This window comes from Paenibacillus antibioticophila (assembly GCF_000455265.1).
GTDB classification, from domain to species: domain Bacteria; phylum Bacillota; class Bacilli; order Paenibacillales; family Paenibacillaceae; genus Fontibacillus; species Fontibacillus antibioticophila.
The window spans coordinates 2,737,982-2,759,308 of sequence record NZ_HG005139.1 but is presented as its reverse complement, the minus strand read 5'-3'; the positions used below and the strand labels follow the sequence as shown (position 1 = coordinate 2,759,308).

General features: G+C 48.7%; 13 protein-coding genes and 1 pseudogene. 12 read left to right on the top strand and 2 right to left on the bottom strand.

Annotated elements, in window-relative coordinates; translation table 11 throughout:
• Window positions 1-213 precede the first annotated feature (213 nt).
• The 7 genes and pseudogenes from TX85_RS12665 (at window position 214) to TX85_RS12635 (ending at window position 10,968) form a co-directional block, all read left to right on the top strand.
• Entirely contained in the window at window positions 214-1,233 is a 1,020-nt protein-coding gene (locus tag TX85_RS12665; protein WP_044479457.1) for a glycoside hydrolase family 130 protein, read from the top strand.
• A 646-nt stretch (window positions 1,234-1,879) separates the two neighbouring features.
• Complete coding sequence (locus TX85_RS12660; RefSeq protein ID WP_044479456.1) at window positions 1,880-3,196, top strand: extracellular solute-binding protein; 1,317 nt, start codon at window positions 1,880-1,882, stop codon at window positions 3,194-3,196.
• Between the two features lie 157 nt (window positions 3,197-3,353).
• Window positions 3,354-4,228, top strand: a pseudogene (locus TX85_RS12655) (carbohydrate ABC transporter permease).
• A gap of 17 nt (window positions 4,229-4,245) precedes the next feature.
• A complete protein-coding gene (locus TX85_RS12650) occupies window positions 4,246-5,076 on the top strand; it encodes a carbohydrate ABC transporter permease (RefSeq protein WP_044479454.1) in 831 nt (276 codons plus the stop codon).
• A 94-nt stretch (window positions 5,077-5,170) separates the two neighbouring features.
• On the top strand, window positions 5,171-6,976 hold the full coding sequence (locus TX85_RS12645; protein WP_233500702.1) for a sensor histidine kinase: 1,806 nt from the start codon (window positions 5,171-5,173) through the stop codon (window positions 6,974-6,976).
• On the top strand, window positions 6,966-8,624 hold the full coding sequence (locus TX85_RS12640; RefSeq protein ID WP_071784191.1) for a response regulator: 1,659 nt from the start codon (window positions 6,966-6,968) through the stop codon (window positions 8,622-8,624). Before TX85_RS12645 ends, TX85_RS12640 begins: the two co-directional genes overlap by 11 nt.
• Before the next feature lie 40 nt (window positions 8,625-8,664).
• On the top strand, window positions 8,665-10,968 hold the full coding sequence (locus TX85_RS12635) for a glycoside hydrolase family 3 N-terminal domain-containing protein (RefSeq protein ID WP_044479452.1): 2,304 nt from the start codon (window positions 8,665-8,667) through the stop codon (window positions 10,966-10,968).
• Window positions 10,969-11,184: 216 nt separating this feature from the next.
• Here TX85_RS12635 and TX85_RS12630 read toward each other — a convergent pair whose 3' ends face one another.
• Complete coding sequence (locus tag TX85_RS12630; RefSeq protein ID WP_044479451.1) at window positions 11,185-12,102, bottom strand: ArsR/SmtB family transcription factor; 918 nt, start codon at window positions 12,100-12,102, stop codon at window positions 11,185-11,187.
• A 553-nt stretch (window positions 12,103-12,655) separates the two neighbouring features.
• Between TX85_RS12630 and TX85_RS12625 the strand changes: the two genes are divergently transcribed.
• From TX85_RS12625 to TX85_RS12605, 5 genes are all read left to right on the top strand, one after another.
• Window positions 12,656-13,879, top strand: a complete 1,224-nt coding sequence (locus TX85_RS12625) for an extracellular solute-binding protein (RefSeq protein ID WP_044480044.1) — start codon at window positions 12,656-12,658, stop codon at window positions 13,877-13,879.
• A gap of 81 nt (window positions 13,880-13,960) precedes the next feature.
• Complete coding sequence (locus tag TX85_RS12620; protein WP_044479449.1) at window positions 13,961-14,839, top strand: carbohydrate ABC transporter permease; 879 nt, start codon at window positions 13,961-13,963, stop codon at window positions 14,837-14,839.
• A 53-nt stretch (window positions 14,840-14,892) separates the two neighbouring features.
• Window positions 14,893-15,735, top strand: a complete 843-nt coding sequence (locus TX85_RS12615; protein ID WP_044479448.1) for a carbohydrate ABC transporter permease — start codon at window positions 14,893-14,895, stop codon at window positions 15,733-15,735.
• A 36-nt stretch (window positions 15,736-15,771) separates the two neighbouring features.
• Window positions 15,772-17,259: an alpha-N-arabinofuranosidase gene (locus TX85_RS12610; RefSeq protein WP_044479447.1), complete on the top strand. Its 1,488-nt coding sequence runs from the start codon at window positions 15,772-15,774 to the stop codon at window positions 17,257-17,259.
• Between the two features lie 14 nt (window positions 17,260-17,273).
• Entirely contained in the window at window positions 17,274-20,069 is a 2,796-nt protein-coding gene (locus TX85_RS12605; protein WP_071784190.1) for a LamG-like jellyroll fold domain-containing protein, read from the top strand.
• A 98-nt stretch (window positions 20,070-20,167) separates the two neighbouring features.
• Here TX85_RS12605 and TX85_RS12600 read toward each other — a convergent pair whose 3' ends face one another.
• Entirely contained in the window at window positions 20,168-21,085 is a 918-nt protein-coding gene (locus TX85_RS12600; protein WP_044479444.1) for an ArsR/SmtB family transcription factor, read from the bottom strand.
• Between the last annotated feature and the right edge of the window lie 242 nt (window positions 21,086-21,327).

The following is a 21,327-nucleotide window of genomic DNA, read 5'->3' as shown; positions in this document are numbered from 1 at the left end:
AAATAATAAAACCTGTTGCCGTATGGGGAGTTTTTTCATGCTTACTAAAATTACAGCGCCGAGTCCACAATAGAATGTGCCAGGCCGTGGTGGTACAAAAACATCGGCAATATTCAGATGTTTTCTAAACTTCATGGGATATTTCATCCCGGACACCAAGGCTATAATAACATTAACGAAGAAATAAAGGGCTTACATGAGGAGGCATAATAGATGAAAATCACAAGACATCCGGAGAATCCGATCGTGGTACCCGGTGGATATGAGTGGAGAATGGTCACGGTATTTAACCCGGCGGTGATCCTGGATAACGATAAGTTCTATATGATTGAGCGAACGGCGGGATCGTTGACGCCATGTAAGAACTATCTGGGCCTGCTGGAGAGCGAGGACGGAGTGCACTTCACGCATGTGAAGGATGAGCCGATCGTAACGCCGGACATGCTGGGCTTCCCGTACGGAAGCGTACAGGACCCGCGTATCGTCAAGATTGACGATACGTATTACCTGAACTATGCGTTGCGGCCTTGCGCGATGAGCTATTATCCGACCGGGCGGGGAGTTCCGGAGCGTTCGATTCCGGAGTATCCGGACGGTTGGGGAGAAGAAGAAGGACACTGGCTGACGCGTTCGTCAATCCTGTCCTCCAAGAATCTGATCGATTGGGAATTCGTTGCGGATACGACGCCGCTGGATATCAACGACCGGGACAACATCCTGTTCCCGGAAAAGATCAACGGGAAGTTCGTGCTGCTGCGCCGTCCTGAGGAATATATCGGCGAGGAATACGGAACGGAGAAGGCCGCTATGTGGATCACGTATTCGGAAGATCTGATCCACTGGGAAGAGCCGAAGCTGCTGGCCAAGGCGGAGAATATGGCCTGGGAATCGCGGAAGATCGGTGGCTCGACGCCGCCGGTAAAAACGGACCGGGGCTGGTTGGTCTTGTACCACGGGGTGGATGATGAAGTGGTCTACCGGGTAGGGGCGTTGCTGCTGGATTTGGAGAATCCGGAGAAGGTAATCGCGCGGACACATAACTTCATCATGGAGCCGGAGACGTATTACGAGAAATTCGGCTACCAGATTCCGAACGTGGTATTCCCGACAGGGAATGTGGTGAAGGACGGCCTGCTGTACATCTACTACGGAGTCACGGATACGGCAATTGCGCTGGCAACCGTACCGGTTGAGGAATTGGTCGATCATATTTTGCAAGATTCGCAAGCTTAGTCAGATTTATTTGCTTGCAGAGTGCCAGTTCAATGTATGGGGCTGTCCCGTAAGTCTCCAGCTCGGTCATCTTATGATTACTGAACTGAGGGACAACCCCCTTTCCGTACGAACGATATGCATACCGGCCGCATGCTTAGAGCTGCGCTCTGCCTCATGCGAGGAAACAAATGCGCAAACGTAATAAATGGCAGTCATGATGCTCCTGCCTGGTATCAAAATTCTAAGTGCGAAACTTCGCCTGCCCGCTATTAACTTGTTCAAGTTCAACTATCGACCGTACGAGCAGTCGCGTGAGCTCTGTTAGTGCATTTGCCACATAACACATAAAGAAGATGTTCCAAAATTTACTTTTGGGACACCCTAATATTCTTGCAAACGCTTACCGAAAGAAAATGAAATGAAAGGAGGCGTAAGTAAGAAACAATTTCAATTTTCATGTAATAATAGTTAACATTTAAACCTCGAAATACAAGTGATTAAGACAAAATTATTGATATATTTCGGATATAATCGAAATTTTATGGGATATAGTCGAATTGTCTACGCTTTTATAATAGATAATATAACAGGTAGAGATATATAAGAGAACATAACCTGTTATGGTGGTGGAGCGATTCCAAATCATATGAGAAGAGGGTTGATTATGAGTAAAAGAAACCGCACTAAAAAAGCAGTATTGCTTGGTCTGATCGCGGTACTGACCTTGTTCACCGCAGCCTGCGGCAATAATAATGCGGCGAGCAACAGCAAGAACGGGGGCTCGGGTGAAGAAGAAACAATCACCTTGAACATGATGCATCCTTGGACTTCGCCTAACGTGGATAACGAAGTGTATAAGGCTAGAATCGCCGAATTTGAGAAGCAGCATCCGAATATTGTGATCAAGCAGGATGGGGTTCCGTCCGCACAGTACAAGACCAAGCTTCGCACGCTGGCGGCGGCCAATAATTTGTCCGACATCAACGTCGTTTGGCCGGGTGCCGATTTGGCTCCGCTGGTAGCCGGCAGCCTTGTTGAGCCGATCAACCATCTGATGGAAAATTGGACTTCGATTTTACCGGAAGCGGCTTTGAGCGGATTTAACGTAGACGGACAGCAATATGCGATTCCGACAAAGCAGAATTTCGTCGACATTATTTATTACAACAAAGAGATGTTCGCGCAAGTAGGCTACGATCAGTTCCCGGAAACCTATGATCAATTCATCGATGCGGTAACCAAGCTGAAAGCGGCGGGAATTACCCCGATTTCGCTGGGCAATAAAGAGCAATGGCCGCTGCAATCCTCCTACATTTCCATTATCGGCGACCGCTTTACGGGAAGCGATTTCTTGCCGGCCGTTCTGGAAGGCAAGGCCAAATTTACCGATCCCGAGTTCGTCAAGGCGCTGGGAGTTATCGAGGAGCTGTCGAAGCTGGATGCCTTCAATACGGATGCCAACAACATGGACTCCGTGCAAGCCCAGGATTATTTCATTCAAGGGAAAGCAGCCATGCATATTTCCTCGGCTACGGTAGACGGCCGTGTCCGCATCAATAACGAAGAAGGCGACAAGTTTGGTATTGCCCTGTTCCCGAGCGTAGAGGGCGGCAGGGGTGAGCCGAAGAAGAGTGCCGGCGTCCTGCAATACGGCATTGCGATCAAGAGCGGATTGGATGAGAAGAAGAAGCAGGCTGCCGAAGAATTCCTGAAATTTTTCGTTAACGAAGATTTATATAAGGAACTGATCCGTAATGGCGTCGTTGTGCCGGCCAAGGTTGAAATTCCGGAGGATGCCAGTCCTTATCTGAAGGAAATGCTTGCTCTGACCGGAAACGGTACTTCCCCGGTATTCGACAGCTTGATTCCGACTCAGGTGGTCGATGTTCTCCAAAACGGGCTGCAAGCCTTGATGATGGACCATACCACACCGGAGAAATTGGCTGCAGACGTACAAGAAGCACTGGACAACATGAACTAGCCGACACTTGCAGAGGCGGTTCGAATACTCGAACTTGCGCTTAAACGGCAAGACAGGCACGAGCTTCAAAATCGATGTTTGCTAGAAAACCCGAACCCCGGGTTTTCTTCATTCATCGGGTGTGAAGCAAGGCTTCGACATAAAGGAGGGACCCGACATGCAAACGCTGCGTGGAACGAAGCTGGCAATATTTATCGGCTTGCTGCCGGCACTGATCATTTACCTGGGGATCGCGATCGTTCCCATCGGCTTGTCATTGTATTATTCATTAATGGATTGGAACGGCATCGGAGCCATGGATTTTGTGGGGCTCAAGAACTTCACAAGAATTTTGAGCGACGATATCTTCTGCTGTCCGTCAAGAATAACGTCATTATCATGGTTACCGGTCTGGTGGGGCAAATCCCGCTGGGTCTGCTGCTTGCGCTCTTGCTCAATCGCGGGCTAAGAGGCTCCGGATTTTTCCGTACCGTGGGCTTTATGCCGGTCGTCATTTCATCGGTCATGGTGTCCTTGATCTGGGGCATGATCTACAACACGGAATACGGCATGTTGAATAACCTGCTGGGCATGTTCGGACTGGATAGCTGGCAGCAGAATTGGCTCGGTGACAGCCGCTTGTCCATGCTGTCGATTAGTGTCGCGTATATTTGGCAAAACTGCGGCTTATATATGGTTATTTTCCTGGCGGCCCTGCAAAATATTCCCGACGAGGTGAACGAGGCTGCCGAGCTGGATGGAGCGACCGGCTTCAAACGCACCTTCCGCATTACGATTCCGATGATCCGCAGTACTTTGATGGTCGGTGTCGTGTATAGCATCAGTAATTCCTTCCGGGTGTTTGACCTGATTCAGATTCTGACGGGCGGAGGTCCGGCGCATCAGACGGAGGTCATGACCATCCATATGTACAACAGCGCCTTTATGAACATGCGTTACGGCTACGGCAGTGCGGTGTCCATTCTGATTCTGCTGTTCAGCCTGGTGGTCATTACGCTGGTCAATCGCTTGGGTAGAGAAAAAGATGCTTGAGGAAGGAGGGGTTCGCCTTGAATAGGAAGTCGCTGGGGTTTCGCATATTTGCATACACATTTTCGAGTCTATTCGCTATTATGAATATAGTTCCGCTTTTCTGGATGGTGGTTAACTCCTTCAAGACAGAGCAGGAATATGCAGTCAACCCGTTCTCGTTGCCGGAAACGCTGCAATTTTCCAATTACGCGGAAGCCTGGAAGATCGCGAACATGAACGTATATTTTCTGAACAGTTTATTCGTGACCTTTGCTTCCCTGATTGTGACCGTGCTTCTCGGGGCGCTGGCCTCGTACTTTCTTTCGCGTTTTGAGTTCAAGCTTCGCGGGCTGACTTACGGAGTGTTCCTGCTAGGGATGCTCGTACCGATACATGCTACGCTGATTCCGATTTTTCTGATTATGCAGAAGCTGCATTTTCTCGATACGCATTTATCACTGATTTTGCCGTATACGGCATTTCACCTGTCATTAACGATCATTATTCTGGAGGGCTTCATGCGGGGGTTCCCGAAGGATCTCGAGGAATCGGGCGTGATGGACGGCGCCGGCATCTTCCGGATATTCTGGTCAATTATTTTGCCAATAACGAGACCGGCGATGGCGACCGTCATCATCCTCAATTTCATATATAACTGGAATGAATACTTGTTCGCGCTCGTGCTGATCAGTTCCTCCGAGTTGAAGACGCTGCCGCTGGGGCTTGCAAACTTCGTCGGCATCGAGACAGCAAGCCTGACCTTGCAAATGTCGGCGTTAACGATGGCATTGATTCCAATCGTTATTTTCTACCTGCTGCTGCAAAAACAACTGGTTACCGGTATGACGGCGGGAGCGGTAAAAGGATAACATAACATAAACCGGCTGTTAGCCGTCCTTGCAAAGTGTTGGGGGCGGCGGACAGGCGGTCAATTTGCATCAAAGACCAGGTGGAGGCGACAGCATGATGACAGGCAACAGAAGAGTCCTTGGCAGCTTTAGCTTGAAACGCAAAGCGCTTGTTATTTTCCTGCTGTTTGTCATTTTGCCGACCATCGGGGTCGGCGTCGTGGTTCAGTATCAATTTAATGTTGTATTAAGAGACCAGTTTATCAATTCGACTAAACGCAATCTGGACAATGTCGTTAACCAGCTTGGTGAGCAAACCAAGATGGTCGAGGACATCGCCAACTACTTAATTCTGAGTCCGGACATGCGCAACTTTCTTAGGTCGGCTCCGCCGCTTACCAGTGAGCAGCAGACAAACCTCAAGCGTAATATCGAGGATTTTCTTACCTTTCAACTGATGTCCAAGGGGTATATCCGGGCAATTGAAATCACTGGCTTTAACGGCAGCTTTATCGAGATGGGCGAGCCGTTTAGCGGGGATGAACAGAGATGGCAGCAGGAGGCCAAGGAGCGCAAGGGCGGGATCGTTTGGACGGAGGGATATCAGCTTCAGAGCGGCTGGAATGGAGAGGTCCGTGTGTTGTCCATGTTTCGGGTGCTTAATTCCTACAGCCAGATTACAAGACCGCTCGGCCGGCTGATTATTCGCTTGGATGAAGCGAGCATTGTGAATTCATTAGAAAAAGGAATATTCAAAGCAGGGACCGGCAGCGTGTTTATCGTAGGTCCCAAGGGGCAGATCATTCTGGGCTCCCGGAATCAGATGCCGGAAGGCTTCAAGCCGGATCGTTCCTTGTTGGACAAGCTTTCTTCCGACAGGGGGGACCTGACCTATGAGGTGGACGATATTCGCTATCTGACCGTTTACGATCGGATGGAGAATACGGAGTGGAAGGTGATCGCCATGATCCCTGAAGCGGAGGTATCGGAGGAATTTCGTGGAGTCAAGCTGATGATGCTGTTTATTTTGGGGGCTATCCTGCTGCTTGGCTTAACGGCCTTGATCGGGTTCCACTACACGATTATTCAACCTATTCTGCGGCTCAAGAAGGAAACGAACAAAGTGGCCTTCGGGGATTTCAATGCACGGGTACCGGTTAACTCCAAGGACGAGATAGCTGAGCTTAACCGGAAATTCAACGAGATGGTGCAGACGATTCAGCAGTTGATTGAGCATAAGTACAAGCTGGAGCTGCGGGAGCGCGAGTCGGAGCTCAAGCTGATGCAGAACCAGATGGACCCGCATTTTCTCTACAATACATTGGATATGATTCGCTGGACCGCCCGATTGGAGAAGGCGACACAATCAAGCCAATTGATTGAAATGTTGTCCAAGTTCTTTCGTTCGAGTGTAGGCACGGGCAGCTATGAGACGACCCTGCGTAAGGAACTGGAGTTTGCCCGCTCTTATCTGTATTTGCAGCAGCGCAGATTGGGAGAGAAGCGGTTAAAGTATACCCTATTCATACAAGCTGGAATTGAAGAGGCAATTACTTTGAAAGCGACGATCCAGCCTTTGGTCGAAAATTTTATCAAGCACGGGTTGCACCAGAGCCATCCGGTCAATAAAGTGACGGTCCGGTGTTATGCCGAAGAAGGCGAGATTTGGATTGATGTGATCGACAATGGCAAAGGGATGACCCTTGAACGGGCGGAGGAAATTCGCATGGCTCTGGATCAGCGGCCAACGGGCGTGGGCAGGGAAGGGGCTCTGAACAACATTCATGAGCGGTTGTCGATTTTCTTTGGACCGGATTACGGATTGCAGATTGTAGAGACAACGGACAAGGGGACCTGGATTCGTCTCCGAATCCCCTACACCGAGACCACTCATTCAGGAGGTGAACCGCATGAGTCCTGATTTTGAAGCAAGCATGACATTCGTGGGTGAGAACAATCGTATAAAAATGCTTATCGTTGATGATGAGACGGTGATTCGCGAAGGCTTGCGCTATACTATTGATTGGGCCGAGCTAGGCGTTGAAGTGGTTGGAGAGGCCAGTGAAGGCAGGGAAGCGCTGCGGCTGGTGGAGCAGCATAGCGTGGATCTGGTGCTTTCGGATATTCGCATGGACGGAATGGACGGTCTGGAGCTTGCGGAGCAGCTTCGTTCGCATCATTCTCATGTACAGGTCGTCATGATTAGCGGTTATGAAGATTTTAGCTATGCGCGCCAAGCGATTCGTTTGGGAGTCAACGATTATTTGCTTAAGCCGGTTGATATCGAGGAATTGACCGCCGTTGTCGGGAAAATTGTACAGCGCATCCGCCAGAGGGACAAAGAGGGGGCGATGCAGGATATCCAGCTGTGGCTTTCGGGCACGGCTCGCCACGGTTTGGCTTATGGGCAGGAGCCTCCTGCATCGCTTCGCGGCGTTCAATTTCGGATTCTGGCCACGCAGTTTGCCGAGTTCCATCAGCGCTTTGCGAGCGTAAAGGGCGAATCTTATGAGCAGGTCCAGCGGTCTTGGCTGGAGAGCCTGAGGCAGCATCTGGAGCGGCAAAGCCTTCGGGCGTTTTCTGTATTTGACCACGAGAATCTATTAATTACCCTGCTGGTTGCGGATGAAGAATTGGAGCTTGGCGAATGGGATGAGCTGCTGGACCGGGCGGTGACTGCGTTATCTCCTGATGGGGAGGGGCGCATCTATGGAGGCGCATCCCGGATATACGCCCATCTGGAAGAGACTGCGGAGTGCTGTGCGGAGGCGATTCGGCTGTTGGGGCTTCATGTGCTGGGCCAAGGACAGGTGCTGACTGCGGGCTGTTATGATAAGCTCATGAGGGAGCGTAAGCTTCCCGGATTGGATATTGCGGACACGGTGCAGCAGCTGGTTGCTGCGTTGTTCAAGCAGGATCAGCAGGAGGTGCGGGCCCTGGTTGCCGGGATGTTCGGTTTCTTCCGTGACTCGGGTTACTTGCTGCCGGAAATCTGGAAGATTTATGAGGAGGTCTTTGCCCTTCTGCGCCAACGATTGCGTCAAAGCGGCATGACGGGCCTTGATTATGGCCATCCCGGACAGCCGGACCCGAATATCTACAATTCCTACGCTGGTCTGGAGGCTGTGGTCATGGAAGATATGCAGGCCTTGCAGCAGTTGATCGACAAGACCGGGATGGACAAGTCCTATTGGGTGGTCGAGAAGGCCAAGAAGTTTATTATCGATCATTATCGTACTGATCTGAAGGCTTCCGAGGTTGCCGCTTGGCTGAAGATTACGCCGAGTTATTTTAGTTACATTTTCAAGCAAAGCACGGGCAGAGGATTTACGGAGTACATGAACGAGATGAGAATCGAGCAGGCCAAAGACCTGTTGGCCACAACCCATGACAAGGTGTTCGAAATCGCGGATAAGGTAGGCTATAAGGAATACAAATATTTTGTTTCGGTCTTCAAGCTGCATACAGGCATGACGCCGAAGGAGTATCGGGGCCTGCGCGTCGGCAAGGACGCGGCTGCGGAAAGTGTCGAGACGCAAGAACGCAATCCATCGGCAGAGGACAAATAAACAACTGCGCGGAGTATCGGCAGGCGGGAGGAAGCAGAACATGGAGAAATACAAACAATCATCCGTTCCTTTGGAGGAGCGAATCGCGGATTTGCTGGAGCGCATGACGCTCACTGAGAAGGTAGGGCAGCTTAACCAGCGGATGTACGGTTGGGATGCCTACATACGTCAAGGGGAACGCTTCGAGCTGACCGATGCGTTCAAGGATGAGGTAGCCCGTGGCGGCGGGATGGGGGCTTTGTACGGCCTGTTCCGCAGCGACCCCTGGTCGGGAGTCAATTATAGCAACGGCATTACCGCAACGGAGAGCGCCAAGGCGGCCAATCAGGTGCAGCGGTACGTGCTCGAGCATACGCGTCTGGGTATCCCCGTGCTGCTGACCGAGGAATGTCCCCATGGCCACCAGGCGCTGGACGGTACCCTGCTTCCGGTTAATTTGGGTGTAGGGGCTACCTGGAACCCGGAATTAATGAAGCAAGCTTATAGCCTGATGGCGGCGGAAATTCGCAGCCGCGGCGCTCACATCGGCCTGGTATCAGCGCTTGATATGCTGCAAGAGCCTCGTGGGGGGCGGTCGGAGGAATGCTTCAGTGAGGACCCTTACCTCGCCTCGCAATTTGCCGAAGCGGCGGTGCGCGGCATGCAGGGGGATGATCCGCAGCAATTGGCAGGGACGGATAAGCTGGCAGTGGTACTGAAGCATCTATGTGCTCAAGGAGCTGCCCAAGGAGGGCGGAATGCCGGACCGGCTGCCATCGGACAACGTGAGCTGCGGGAGATTCATCTGCCTGCGGCCCGGGCCGGGGCATTGGCTGGGGCGGCAGGCTTTATGGCGGCATACAACGAGATTGACGGCGTGCCTTGTCATGCTAACCCGGAGCTTTTGACGGGCACTCTGCGCGAGGAATGGGGATTTGATGGCATTGTCATGGCGGATGGGCAGGCCGTGGACCGTTTGCTGACCTTGACCGGCAGCTATGAGTCTGCCGCGGCCTTGGCCTTAAAGTCCGGTGTTGATCTCAGCCTGTGGGACACCGCCTTCTCAACGCTGGAGGAGGCGGTGAAGCAGGGCTTGGTGAAGGAAGAGGAGCTGGACCGGGCCGTGGCGCGTGTCTTGCGCCTTAAGTTCCGGCTGGGCTTGTTCGACCAGCCTTATGTTTCCGAGTCTGGCTCCGCTGCCAGAAGACCGGAATATCAGGCGGTTAACCTGCAAATTGCCAGAGAGTCGCTGGTATTGCTTAAGAATAAAGATAACCTGCTGCCGCTCTCTTCCTCGCCTCGCCGTATTGCGGTCATTGGTCCGAATGCGGATCGTCTGTACAATCAATTAGGCGATTACACCAGCGTACAGCCGGAGGGAAGCGGAACGACGGTGCTGCAAGGCATTCGTTCCGTGGCTCCGGAAGGCACGGAAATCGTGCATGCGCTGGGCTGCGGCATTCGTGATCTCTCTACAGCGGGCATCGCTGAAGCGGTGGAGGCGGCGAAGGGAGCTGACGTTGCCGTACTGGTATTGGGCGGAAGCAGTGCTCGCCAGTTTGGCGGCGACTTCGACAGCAACGGTGCGGCGATCCTCTCCGAGGGCAGCCCCTCTGAGATGGATTGCGGCGAAGGTGTCGATCTGGCGGATCTATCGCTCGGCGGCGTTCAGCGTGAGTTGGCTGCAGCGGTAGCTGCTACCGGTACGCCGGTTGTTGCCGTTATCATCCAGGGCCGACCGCATGCGCTAACCGACATTGAGGAGCTCTGCGGAGCCATTCTCTGTGCCTGGTATCCAGGGACAGAGGGTGGGCAGGCCGTGGCTGAAATCCTGTTCGGACAGGAGCTGCCAAGCGGCAAGCTGCCGGTTTCGCTGCCGCGTTCCTCGGCGCAATTGCCGGTATATTACAATCAGAAGACACCATCGCGGCCGCGCGTATATGTTGATATGCCATCGGCGGCATTATATCCGTTCGGCTACGGCTTAAGCTATACGGATTTTGCCTATGAGAATCTGTCCTTATCACGTACCGCAATATCTGCGGGAGAGCTGGAAGGCGGGGAAGAGGTAAAGGTCCGTGTAGAGGTCATGAATACAGGCGCTCTGGCGGGAACGGAAACGGCACAGTTGTATATTCAGGCCAGCGAATCCGGCATTACCCGGCGTTTTGCTGAATTGAAGGGCTTCGCCAAGGTGACGCTTAAGCCTGGAGAACGGCAGGCTGTAGAGTTTACGATGGGCCGGGAGGAACTCGGTATCTGGAACCGGGAAATGAAATTTGCGGCCGAGCCATGCAAGGTAAGCGTGCAGGTCGGCGGGAACAGCCGGGATACGGTAGCTGTAGAATTAAGCGTAACGGCTTAACAGCGGACGGGGTAGATGCCCGGTTTGAACAAGAAGTACGAGGCTGCTAGGACTCTTTTACATTCGCGGCTCCGTCCATAATCGTTGTTAGCAGCCTGAGTATCCTCGTAAAGGCTTCGGTCTTTTCCGAGGATAAAAAAGAAGTCCTTCATAACCACTTAATAGAAGTGGCCGAAGGGCTTCTTCGTGCTAGCAGGTAAAAAATGCATGATGCGGTTAAGTCTGGCGCACATCATAAAGCACACGCGCAAGCAGATCCTGTCCATAATTGCCAAAATTTCTGCCAAAGATAGTTAATCCTCGCTTGTTCAGAGGACCGTCAGTAACGGCGATGCGAAACGTAATGTCGCTCTTGTAATCCAGCTGGATTTGATCCAGTGTGACGTCTGAAATCCTGCAGCCATCGATATAACTGCCATCCCGGTTAATCCGGATTAATTTCAGCATGCCATATTGATTTAAGTGAGGCGGCCACCATTCCGGATTGAAGGTTCCTCGAATATCACCGAAGTCGCCGGGACTGGTCCAACATCCAATTTCTATATTATTAATATAAAAATAAATATCGGAAGGATAATTATCGCAGTAACCAGGGGCTTCAGAACCCAGCTCCATGGAGAACTGGATTTCTCGAAAGCTCTGATTGGGCTTAAGATAATTCGGAATCCGGTATTCCAGAAAGCCTTCGGCAAGCCAAATGATTTCGGAGTCGATACGCTGAGGATCAGCGAAGTATCGCGGATCGTCAAAGTCGCCGATAATGCTGTCTTTGGTAGCGAGCCCGCATGTAGGTACTGCTTGATAATTACTGTAATGACCCACCTGAATCTCAACCTCGTACAAATTCTCCATATCTTTACTGCGAAGATCAACCATCAATTTGTCTTTATTCAGATAACATATTTTTTGAATGCCATGCTTGCCGACGGTGGTATTGATCTCAATTAGCCCGCTTTCTTCGAGCTTTTTTACGTGCATTGTAATGGCCCCGTTGCTTAGTCCCAGCTTGCTTGCAATCTCATTCAGATTCAAGGCCTGATTCTTGGCCAGCAGCTCCAGCATTTGAATTCGGATCTCCGAACTAAGCGCTTTAAAAATATCGATGCCGCTCATTAAATCCTTGATATAAATCATCCGGTTCTAACCCTCTTCCAATAATGAAGTTAAAAATATATTTATTTTATACTATTATAAATCAATGAACATTTAATTGGAAGAGATTTCAAAGTTAAGAGAGGTAAAGGCACGAATTAAAGAAAAAAATGAACTATTTTGACGCTATGGTTTACAAATACATAAAATAAATCAGGCGTTTTTAGGCCTCATCTCTTTGATTTTACATTGTATTAACTTAATGATTATATTTTTTTTATAAAACAATGAAAAGATTTAAAATGACGTATTTACAACGCTGAAATCCTATGTTAATTTATACCTGTAAGCGAATTCATTTAATTATTCGTCAATTATTTCATATATTAATAAAATAATTGATGGCGTTATGGTTGACCAGTATAAGGGAGTCCTATTTGCAGGACCGGGAGGTGTTGAAGCTATAAATTTATTAATTTATCTAAAGATGTACGTACAAGTTGAGAAAGAAAGTAGAATCTGAGTTATCTGCATGCCATTATCAAGCTTTATTAAAATTTAGGGGGCGAAGGTTTTGAAAAAGCACGGAATAATCATGATGATTACTATTTTTGTTCTGAGTATCGTGTTATCGGGATGCGGAGGCGGTTCGGACAGCAAGACAATTACATTTTGGACTCCCTTGACCGGAGATGACGGCGCTTATATGGACCAACTGGTAAAGGAGTACAATGCGACCAACCCGGAAATTCAAGTTAAACATGTGATCACAGCGGATATGTATACAAAAATATCAACGGTGCTTAACTCCGGCAAAGGTGTACCTGACCTGGCAATTATCCACGCTGACCGGGTGCCCGGCTTTGTAAAGCAAGGGGTGCTCGAACAGATTGATTCGGCGATCGCCGGCCAGCCTGAAATTAAAGAAGAAAACTATTTGCCTCAAGCTTGGACAACTGGAAACATTGATGGAACGCAGTATACAGTTCCGCTTGATATTCATAGCAACACCATGTATTACAACAAGGATTTGCTTAAGAAATACGATGTGGAATATTTCCTGGATGATGATGTTGTGACGATCGATGAGATGCTCTCTCTTCAAGGCAAGCTGGACGAAGGAGATTATGTAGTAAATGATGCTCTCCTTGGATGGGTCATTCTTGCGCAAATCCAGAATCTTGGAGGAGCTATTGAAGAAAATGGGCAGCCTGCGGTAAACACGCCGGTGATGAAGCAAGCCTTCGAGGAAGTGAAGAAGATTGCCGATGCGGGTCTGATGACTCCGTTCGGTGAAGATGGATACCTGATGTTCCAATCCGGCAATGTTCTCTTCTCTACAGACGGAACGTGGAGCTCTACAGCTCATGCTGCAGTAGAGGGACTCAATTTCGGGGTGACCAATATTTACTCTGCAACTGCGGATAAATTTACGAACCGGGCCTCTTCCCATTTGTTCGCTATGCTCAAGAATGATAAACGATCTGATGAGAAGGAAGCAGGTATCGGTGCTTTCCTGGAATTTATTCGTCAAAATTCAATTGAATGGGCGAAGGCTGGACAAATTGTTGCAAGTAAAGAAGTGATTGAAAGCCCGGACTACTCACAATACATGCAATCCTTCTTCACCTCTAACGAGAAGGAGATCGAATCCCTATATATCTATACCTATGAATATTATCCTTATGTAGCTGAAGCGGTAGATACTTACTGTGCAGATATTGTACGCGGCAATGTGGATCTGGATGAAACGCTGCAAACCATGCAGAAGTTCGTTGAGGATAAGATTGCCGAAAGCAGCAAGGCGGAAGCAAATTAAAGTCGGGAACAGAAAGCTGAAAGGATGTGCCGACAAGGACGGTTGGCACATCCTTTCGTCAAAAGGAGATATGCATAGGCTATGAGAAAGAAATCATTCGCACCGGTTTTCTTCGTTGGCCCTCATCTGGTCTTGTTTTTAATCTTTATTCTTATTCCAACCATTTACGGGATTTATGCTTCCTTCACCAAGTGGAATCTCATGAACGACCCGCAATGGGTTGGTGTCGCCAACTATAAGACGATTCTGCTTGACACAACATCTACCTTTCATACCCAATTTTTTAATGGTCTTACGAACACATTTATTTTCGTAGCTATAAGCGTTCCGCTCTTGATTGTAATTCCGCTCCTCGTTGCAGTTTCATTAGAGCATCGGAAGGTGAAGCTGAAGGGCGTTATTCAAGCCATTATTTATATTCCGGGTCTGATCTCTATTTCGGCGGCGGCGCTGATTTGGTTACTGCTATTTAACAAGCAGCTCGGCATAGCAGGGAATATATTCAACTCGCAAGTTGCTTGGCCTGCTACCCAGCCTTACGCGTGGATTATCATATTCGTTATTACGGTATGGGGCGGCGTTGGCGGAAACATGATTATTTACCGTGCTTCCATCGCAGGCGTCTCAAAGGATTTGTATGAGGCTGCTGAAATGGATGGAGCAGGTGCGAATCGTAAATTTTTCAGCATTACTCTGCCTTCGATTCGGTTTCCGTTGATCTACACCTTCGTTATGACGACTGCGGGGGCGTTTAACGTATTCGGTCAGCCTTTGATGATGACCGACGGTGGTCCTAGACAGACGACACATGTATTGATGATGTACATTCGACAGTTGGCTTTCGGGCATGGTGAATCCATTGCAGGAATGGCATCAGCGATGGCTGTACTGCTGGGGATGGTCATCCTGGTGATTTCGGCATTGCAATACTATGTTATGAACCGGAATGCCAATGAGTAAGCTGTCTGTCAGGGAGTCGAATCTAAGGAAGCGAGAGGTAAGGTGTTCTTCAAATGAGTAAAATGAACATATCCAAGTATCTGGCGAATTTATTTCTTTGGGCTCTATGCATCACGTGGATCATTCCTGTCATCTTCGGCATATCTACCTCTTTAAGAACACAGTCGGAGATTGTGCAATCGGGCTTCCGCCTGTTCCCGGCAGAATGGAGACTGGAGAACTATGTGACAATTCTGGGCAATACCTCGACTGCGCCGATCATGCGATGGTTATTCAACTCGGTGTTCATAGCATCTCTGCATACCTTTTTGGTTATTGTCGTAATTTCGTTGACCGGCTACGGTTATGCCCGAATGAAATTCAAGGGCAGAGATACTTTATTTTTCACTTTGCTGGGGATCTCGTTCTTTCCGGGTGTAGTGAACATCATTCCTTCCTATAAAATTATTGATATTTTCGGTTGGGTGAATACTTCCTTGGCGATGATTATTCCAGGCTTGGCGGGGATGGGGAATATCTTCCTGGTTCGTCAGTTCCTGAAGGGAATTCCGCATGAGCTGGATGAATCCGCCAGAGTGGACGGGGCGGGAGATTTCAGAATATATGCCTCAATTATTCTTCCTTTGATTAAACCCGTTTTGATTGTGTGCGGACTGTTCTCCTTTGTCGGCTCATGGAATGACTTTTTATGGCCGGTCATTGTTTATACCGATGTTGATAAAATGCCGATTACCGCCGGGCTGTTGTTGCTTCAGGATATTTACGGCAACTACCGCATGATTGGCCAGCTAATGGGCTCAGCCATCATAGCTATTATTCCGACCTTGTTGCTGTTTGCATTCGCGCAGAAATACTTCATTCAATCGATTAACCTGAATTCAGGCATTAAAGGGTGATCAGCGGGACTACTAAATAAGCCGGAGGGACAATAGATGAGCAATCGTATCCTTATCAATGCAGACATTTCCCAAGCTCGAATTAATAAGCATATTTACGGTCACTTTGCGGAACATCTCGGGAGATGTATCTATGAGGGCATCTGGGTAGGTGAAGAATCCCCCATCCCGAATACAAAGGGGATTCGAAAGGATGTGCTGGAGGCATTAAGAGCGATCAGTATTCCGGTGTTGCGTTGGCCGGGGGGATGCTTCGCCGATGAATATCATTGGAAGGACGGAATAGGACCGTACGAGCGCCGTAAGCGAATGGTCAATACCCACTGGGGCGGTGTAATTGAAAATAATCACTTTGGGACCCATGAATTCATGCTGCTGTGCGAGTTGCTGGAGTGCGAACCTTATATCTGCGGAAATGTTGGCAGCGGTACGGTCCAGGAGATGTCCGAATGGGTTGAATATATGACCTTTGACGGTGAATCGCCTATGGCTAACTGGCGTGAAGAGAACGGGAGAGAAAAGCCGTGGAGACTAAAGTATTTTGGCGTTGGCAATGAGAATTGGGGCTGCGGCGGCCATATGCGTCCTGAATACTATGCTGATCTGTATCGGAGATATCAGACCTATGTGCGTAATTATGGAAACAACCGGATTTTTAAAATTGCCGGCGGAGCCAACGTAGATGACTATAACTGGACGGAGGTGCTGATGAAGCATGCGGGCGGATTGATGGATGGTTTAAGCCTGCATTATTACACTATACCTGGTGACTTTTGGCTGGGTAAGGGATCGGCGCTGGACTTCGACACAGATGAATGGTTCGTCACGATGAAGAGAGCGCTGCATATGGATGAGCTCATTTCAAGGCATGGAGCAATTATGGATAAATATGACCCCGATAAACGTGTTGGTCTGATCATTGATGAGTGGGGGACTTGGTTCGATGTAGAACCGGGAACAAATCCGGGCTTCCTTTATCAGCAAAATTCGATTCGGGACGCTCTCGTTGCTGCGCTGCATTTCAATATTTTCCACAAGCATGCGGATCGGGTGCATATGACGAATATTGCCCAGACCGTTAATGTGCTGCAAGCCATGATTTTAACGGAAGGGGATAAAATGATTCTGACGCCGACGTATCATATCTTTGATATGTTCAAGGTCCATCAGGAGGCTGAACTGTTATCGGTCGAATCAACCCTAGGCATCTGCGAGCATCAAGGTCAGGAACTGCCGCAAGTGACGGTATCGGCTTCCAAGGATCATGAGGGAAGAATTCATCTTAGCCTGGTCAATATTGACCTTGGTCAGGAAGCAGAGATTTATGTAGAGGTGCGCGGATTGGATGCTGTAGAATTGCAGCCTGTTGGGAGGATTTTAACTGCCAAGCATATGAACGATCATAACACCTTCGAGCAACCTAATACCGTTGCCCCGGCCCCCTTTGAACAAGTAGTTGCGGATAAGGCAGGATTGAAACTACGGCTTCCGGCGATGTCGGCAGTCACGCTGTGTCTGAACTAGGGGAGGAGAATTCCATGAAATCGTTAAAGAGAGGATTGACGCTGCTGTTATTAGTTGCCCTGCTGATTCCGGCCACAGGCTATGCTCAGGAAAACACGGCTTCAGGGATTACGAGAGTAGAATTTGCCGCCTGGATTAATCAAGTCTTTCAATATATCAATGAAGGTGAATGGAACTTCCGGGATCAGGATGTGAATGAGTCCCCATTGTCAGAGCTCAGAAAGGCTGTCGCCGCAGGATATATGCAAGGATACGGGGATGGAACGCTTCGTCCATATCAAACTAATGTCTCAGTCCATGATCCTTCTGTGATTAAGGATGCTTCGACTTATTATGTTTTTGGATCCCATATTGATGCTGCCAAATCTGCGGATTTACAAAATTGGACCAAATTCACGAATGGATATACGACACCCGGAAACGTGATTTACGGGGACCTGTCAGAAAATTTGGCGGATTCATTCAAGTGGGCAGGCGAAGATGATGCCGATAGCAAGGGAGGATATGCAGTATGGGCGCCGGATGTAATTTGGAATAAATATTACAAGAATCCTGATGGAACAACCGGAGCCTTTATGCAGTATTACAGCGCCTCTTCCACTTATATCCGGTCAGCTATCGGGTTTGCTGTGTCCCAAAATATCGAAGGCCCGTACTTGTATGGAGATACGGTTGTCTTTTCCGGCTTCACACTTCATGATGCAAGGGATGACAATAGTACGGTCAATAAGAAGTGGACTCAGACCCATCTGTCTGAGCTTATCGAAGCTGGACTGCTGAACGGAGAAAATCTGGAATGGTTCAAAAGTACAGGAGAATACAACAATACGATATACCCGAACGCAATCGATGCCACCTTATTTTTTGATAAAGAAGGAAAGTTGTGGATGACCTATGGCTCGTGGTCCGGCGGGATTTTCCTGCTTGAGCTTGATCCGGAAACAGGCTTGCCGAAGTATCCTGGACAGGATGGAGTTACCGAAGACGGCAGGCTGATCGATCGGTATTTCGGAGTGAAAATCGCCGGCGGTTTTACCAAATCGGGCGAGGGTCCTTATATTTTCTATGATCCGTCTACGGACTACTATTATCTAAATGTGACCTATGGCTGGCTTGGAGCGGACGGCGGCTATAACATGAGGCAGTTCCGCGCGAGCAGCCCGACCGGCCCCTATCTCGATGCATCCGGGCAAAATGCCGTCCTGACAGACCAGAATACAGCCAATGATCTGATCGGCATCAAGCTGATGGGCAACTTCCTTTTCAAGCAAGAGATTGGGGAAACTGGTCCGGAGGACGGTTATGGATATGTATCTCCAGGTCATAACTCGGTGTTCTACGATGAGGCTGCAGGAAAGTACTTTCTATTGTTCCATACCCGCTTCCCTGAGCGTGGAGAGGCGCATGAGCTTCGCGTCCATCAGATGTTCATGAACAAGGATGGCTGGCTTGTGACGGCGCCTGGAAGATATTCCGGGGAGACGGCAGCGGCAGTTAAGGAGGCCAGCATTTCCGGAGATTATAAGTTTGTAAATCACGGCCTGTCCTATTCCGGGGCAGTTACGGAGTCTGTATCAATTACGCTTGAAAAGGATAAGAAGATCACGGGTGACTTGGAAGGCAGCTGGAGTCTGGAAGGCGGATATGATGCTGAGATTGTGGTGAACGGCGAAGCTTATCATGGGGTGTTTGTCCAAGGCTGGGATCCGCTTCAGCAGCAAAACACATTAACCTTTACAGCTGTTTCGGCCAAGGGAGAGACCATTTGGGGAATCAAGCAGCCGGATATAACCGATCAACAGGCGGTCATAGCCGTTGAACAGGCCCTTTCGCTTGGAGATACAAGCCGAGTGACCGATCATCTTCAATTACCTGTGAAAGGTGTGCGTGGAACTAAGATCGAATGGGTAAGCTCTGATCCTTCTGTTATTTCGGACGCAGGTGTTATCAGCCCCCCTGATCCAGGGGAAGAGCCGCTGATCGCAGAGCTTACGGCAGTGATCACAAAGGGGGCCTTCAGCGCCGCGAAAAAATTTCAGGTCCGCGTCATTCCGTTGGATTTGAATGAGGGCTTAGCTGCTCATTATGCCTTTGAAGGTGACTTGTCCGATTCGACAGACAACTATGAGCACGGCAAAGTTACTGGGCCATTGATTGATGAGCAGAATGGTAATGGTAATATAGCCTTTTCGAAAGGCGTCACCGGGAATGCAGCCGTATTTGACGGCGAATCCGGCATCCGCCTCCCGGATGGCCTGATCTCCGGAAATGAATACTCTGTATCGCTTTGGGTATACCCGAAGGAGCATAACCAGTTCTCGACCACCTTCTTTGGGGCGCAATCCAAATCAAGCTGGATCAGCCTTGTGCCGGATTCTTGGGATAACCATACAATGCTATGGTCTGGTGAAGCTTGGTATGATGGCTCAACCGGCTCCAGAATTCGAACAAAAGACTGGCATCATCTCGCCTTTATCGTAAATGAGGGCAGTGTGAAGGTGTTCGTTAACGGTGAGCAGAAATATACGGGTAAAGGCTTCCCGGATATTTTTAAAGATCAGTCGGGGATATTCAGCCTTGGTGTGAATTGGTGGGATCGTCCTTTCGAAGGCAAAATGGATGAATTGCGGATTTATAATACTTCATTGACCGATGCATTAGTCAAGCGGCTTTCACAGGAAGCTTCCTTTGAAGAAGAGGAGGGAAAAGCCGAATTGGCAGCTAAGTTTCTGTTTGAGCATGATCTTGCAGATCATGCAGGGAATTTTGGTTCCGGAGAAATCATTGGCAGTCAGCTTGCCTCTCCATAATATTTAGTGCGAGTATGGTTTCTAGGAACCTGCTCGATCTATGCATATAAGTAAAGCGTGAGATCCAGCAAGTAAACCCGGATTTCACGCTTTATTTGTTATTCTTCATTTAAATCGTAAAGAACACGTGCCAGCAGATCCTGCCCATAGTTGCCAAAATTTTTGCCGAAGATGGTTAATCCCCGCTTGTTCACGGAGCTGTCGGTTACGGCGATGCGCAAGGTTAAATCGCTCTTGTAATCCAGCTGGATTTGATCCAGAGTCACATCCGATATTCTGCATCCATCAATAAAACTGCCCTCGTGATTAATTCGAATAAGCTTCAGCATCCCGTACTGATTCAGATGAGGTGGCCACCATTCCGGATTAAAGGTTCCGCGAATATCGCCGAAGTCGCCGGGGCTGGTCCAGAAGCCGATCTCGATATCATTAATGTAGAAATGAATATCGGAAGGATAGTTATCGCAATAGCCCGGGGCTTCAGAACCCAGCTCCATGGAGAACTGGATTTCTCGAAAGCTCTGATTGGGCTTAAGATAATTCGGAATCCGGTATTCCAGAAAGCCTTCGGCAAGCCAAATGATTTCGGAGTCGATACGCTGAGGATCAGCGAAGTATCGCGGATCGTCAAAGTCGCCGATAATGCTGTCTTTCGTTGCCAGCCCGCATGTTGGTAATGCCTGGTAATTACTGTAATGTCCCACTTGAATCTCTACTTCATAGAGATTTTCTACATCTTTTTTACGAAGATCAACCATTAACTTATCTTTGTTCAAGTAGCAGATTTTTTGAATCCCATGCTTGCCGACGGTGGTATTGATCTCAATTAGCCCGCTTTCTTCGAGCTTTTTAATATGCATCGTGATAGCCCCGTTACTAAGATTCAGCTTGTTAGCAAGGTCATTCAGGTTCAGCGCTTGATTCTTTGCGAGCAGTTCGAGGATTTGGATTCTGATTTCAGAGCTTAACGCTTTAAAAATATCGATGCCGCTCATTAGATCTTTAATATAAATCATGCGTCATATCCCTCTTCCAGAAAAAGTAATCAAACTTAGGTTTGTTTTATATAATTATAAACCAACTCAAACGTTTACAAAAGTATTAAATCAAAAAGCATAGATTCAAATAAAATTTTATATAAAATATGGTTATAAACGCCTGTATACTTCATATAATTATAAAATTAAATAGAGTCTATTTATGAATTATCTTAGTTAAATACTAATAAACATTGAGTTTTTCTGATAATGTGATTTAT

Bases quoted from the DNA above. Each gene is read 5' to 3' on its own strand.
- TX85_RS12665 (WP_044479457.1), top strand. From the start codon at position 214: ATGAAAATCACAAGACATCCGGAGAATCCGATCGTGGTACCCGGTGGA.
- TX85_RS12660 (WP_044479456.1), top strand. From the start codon at position 1,880: ATGAGTAAAAGAAACCGCACTAAAAAAGCAGTATTGCTTGGTCTGATC.
- TX85_RS12645 (WP_233500702.1), top strand. From the start codon at position 5,171: ATGATGACAGGCAACAGAAGAGTCCTTGGCAGCTTTAGCTTGAAACGC.
- TX85_RS12640 (WP_071784191.1), top strand. From the start codon at position 6,966: ATGAGTCCTGATTTTGAAGCAAGCATGACATTCGTGGGTGAGAACAAT.
- TX85_RS12635 (WP_044479452.1), top strand. From the start codon at position 8,665: ATGGAGAAATACAAACAATCATCCGTTCCTTTGGAGGAGCGAATCGCG.
- TX85_RS12630 (WP_044479451.1), bottom strand. From the start codon at position 12,102: ATGATTTATATCAAGGATTTAATGAGCGGCATCGATATTTTTAAAGCG.
- TX85_RS12625 (WP_044480044.1), top strand. From the start codon at position 12,656: ATGATGATTACTATTTTTGTTCTGAGTATCGTGTTATCGGGATGCGGA.
- TX85_RS12620 (WP_044479449.1), top strand. From the start codon at position 13,961: ATGAGAAAGAAATCATTCGCACCGGTTTTCTTCGTTGGCCCTCATCTG.
- TX85_RS12615 (WP_044479448.1), top strand. From the start codon at position 14,893: ATGAGTAAAATGAACATATCCAAGTATCTGGCGAATTTATTTCTTTGG.
- TX85_RS12610 (WP_044479447.1), top strand. From the start codon at position 15,772: ATGAGCAATCGTATCCTTATCAATGCAGACATTTCCCAAGCTCGAATT.
- TX85_RS12605 (WP_071784190.1), top strand. From the start codon at position 17,274: ATGAAATCGTTAAAGAGAGGATTGACGCTGCTGTTATTAGTTGCCCTG.
- TX85_RS12600 (WP_044479444.1), bottom strand. From the start codon at position 21,085: ATGATTTATATTAAAGATCTAATGAGCGGCATCGATATTTTTAAAGCG.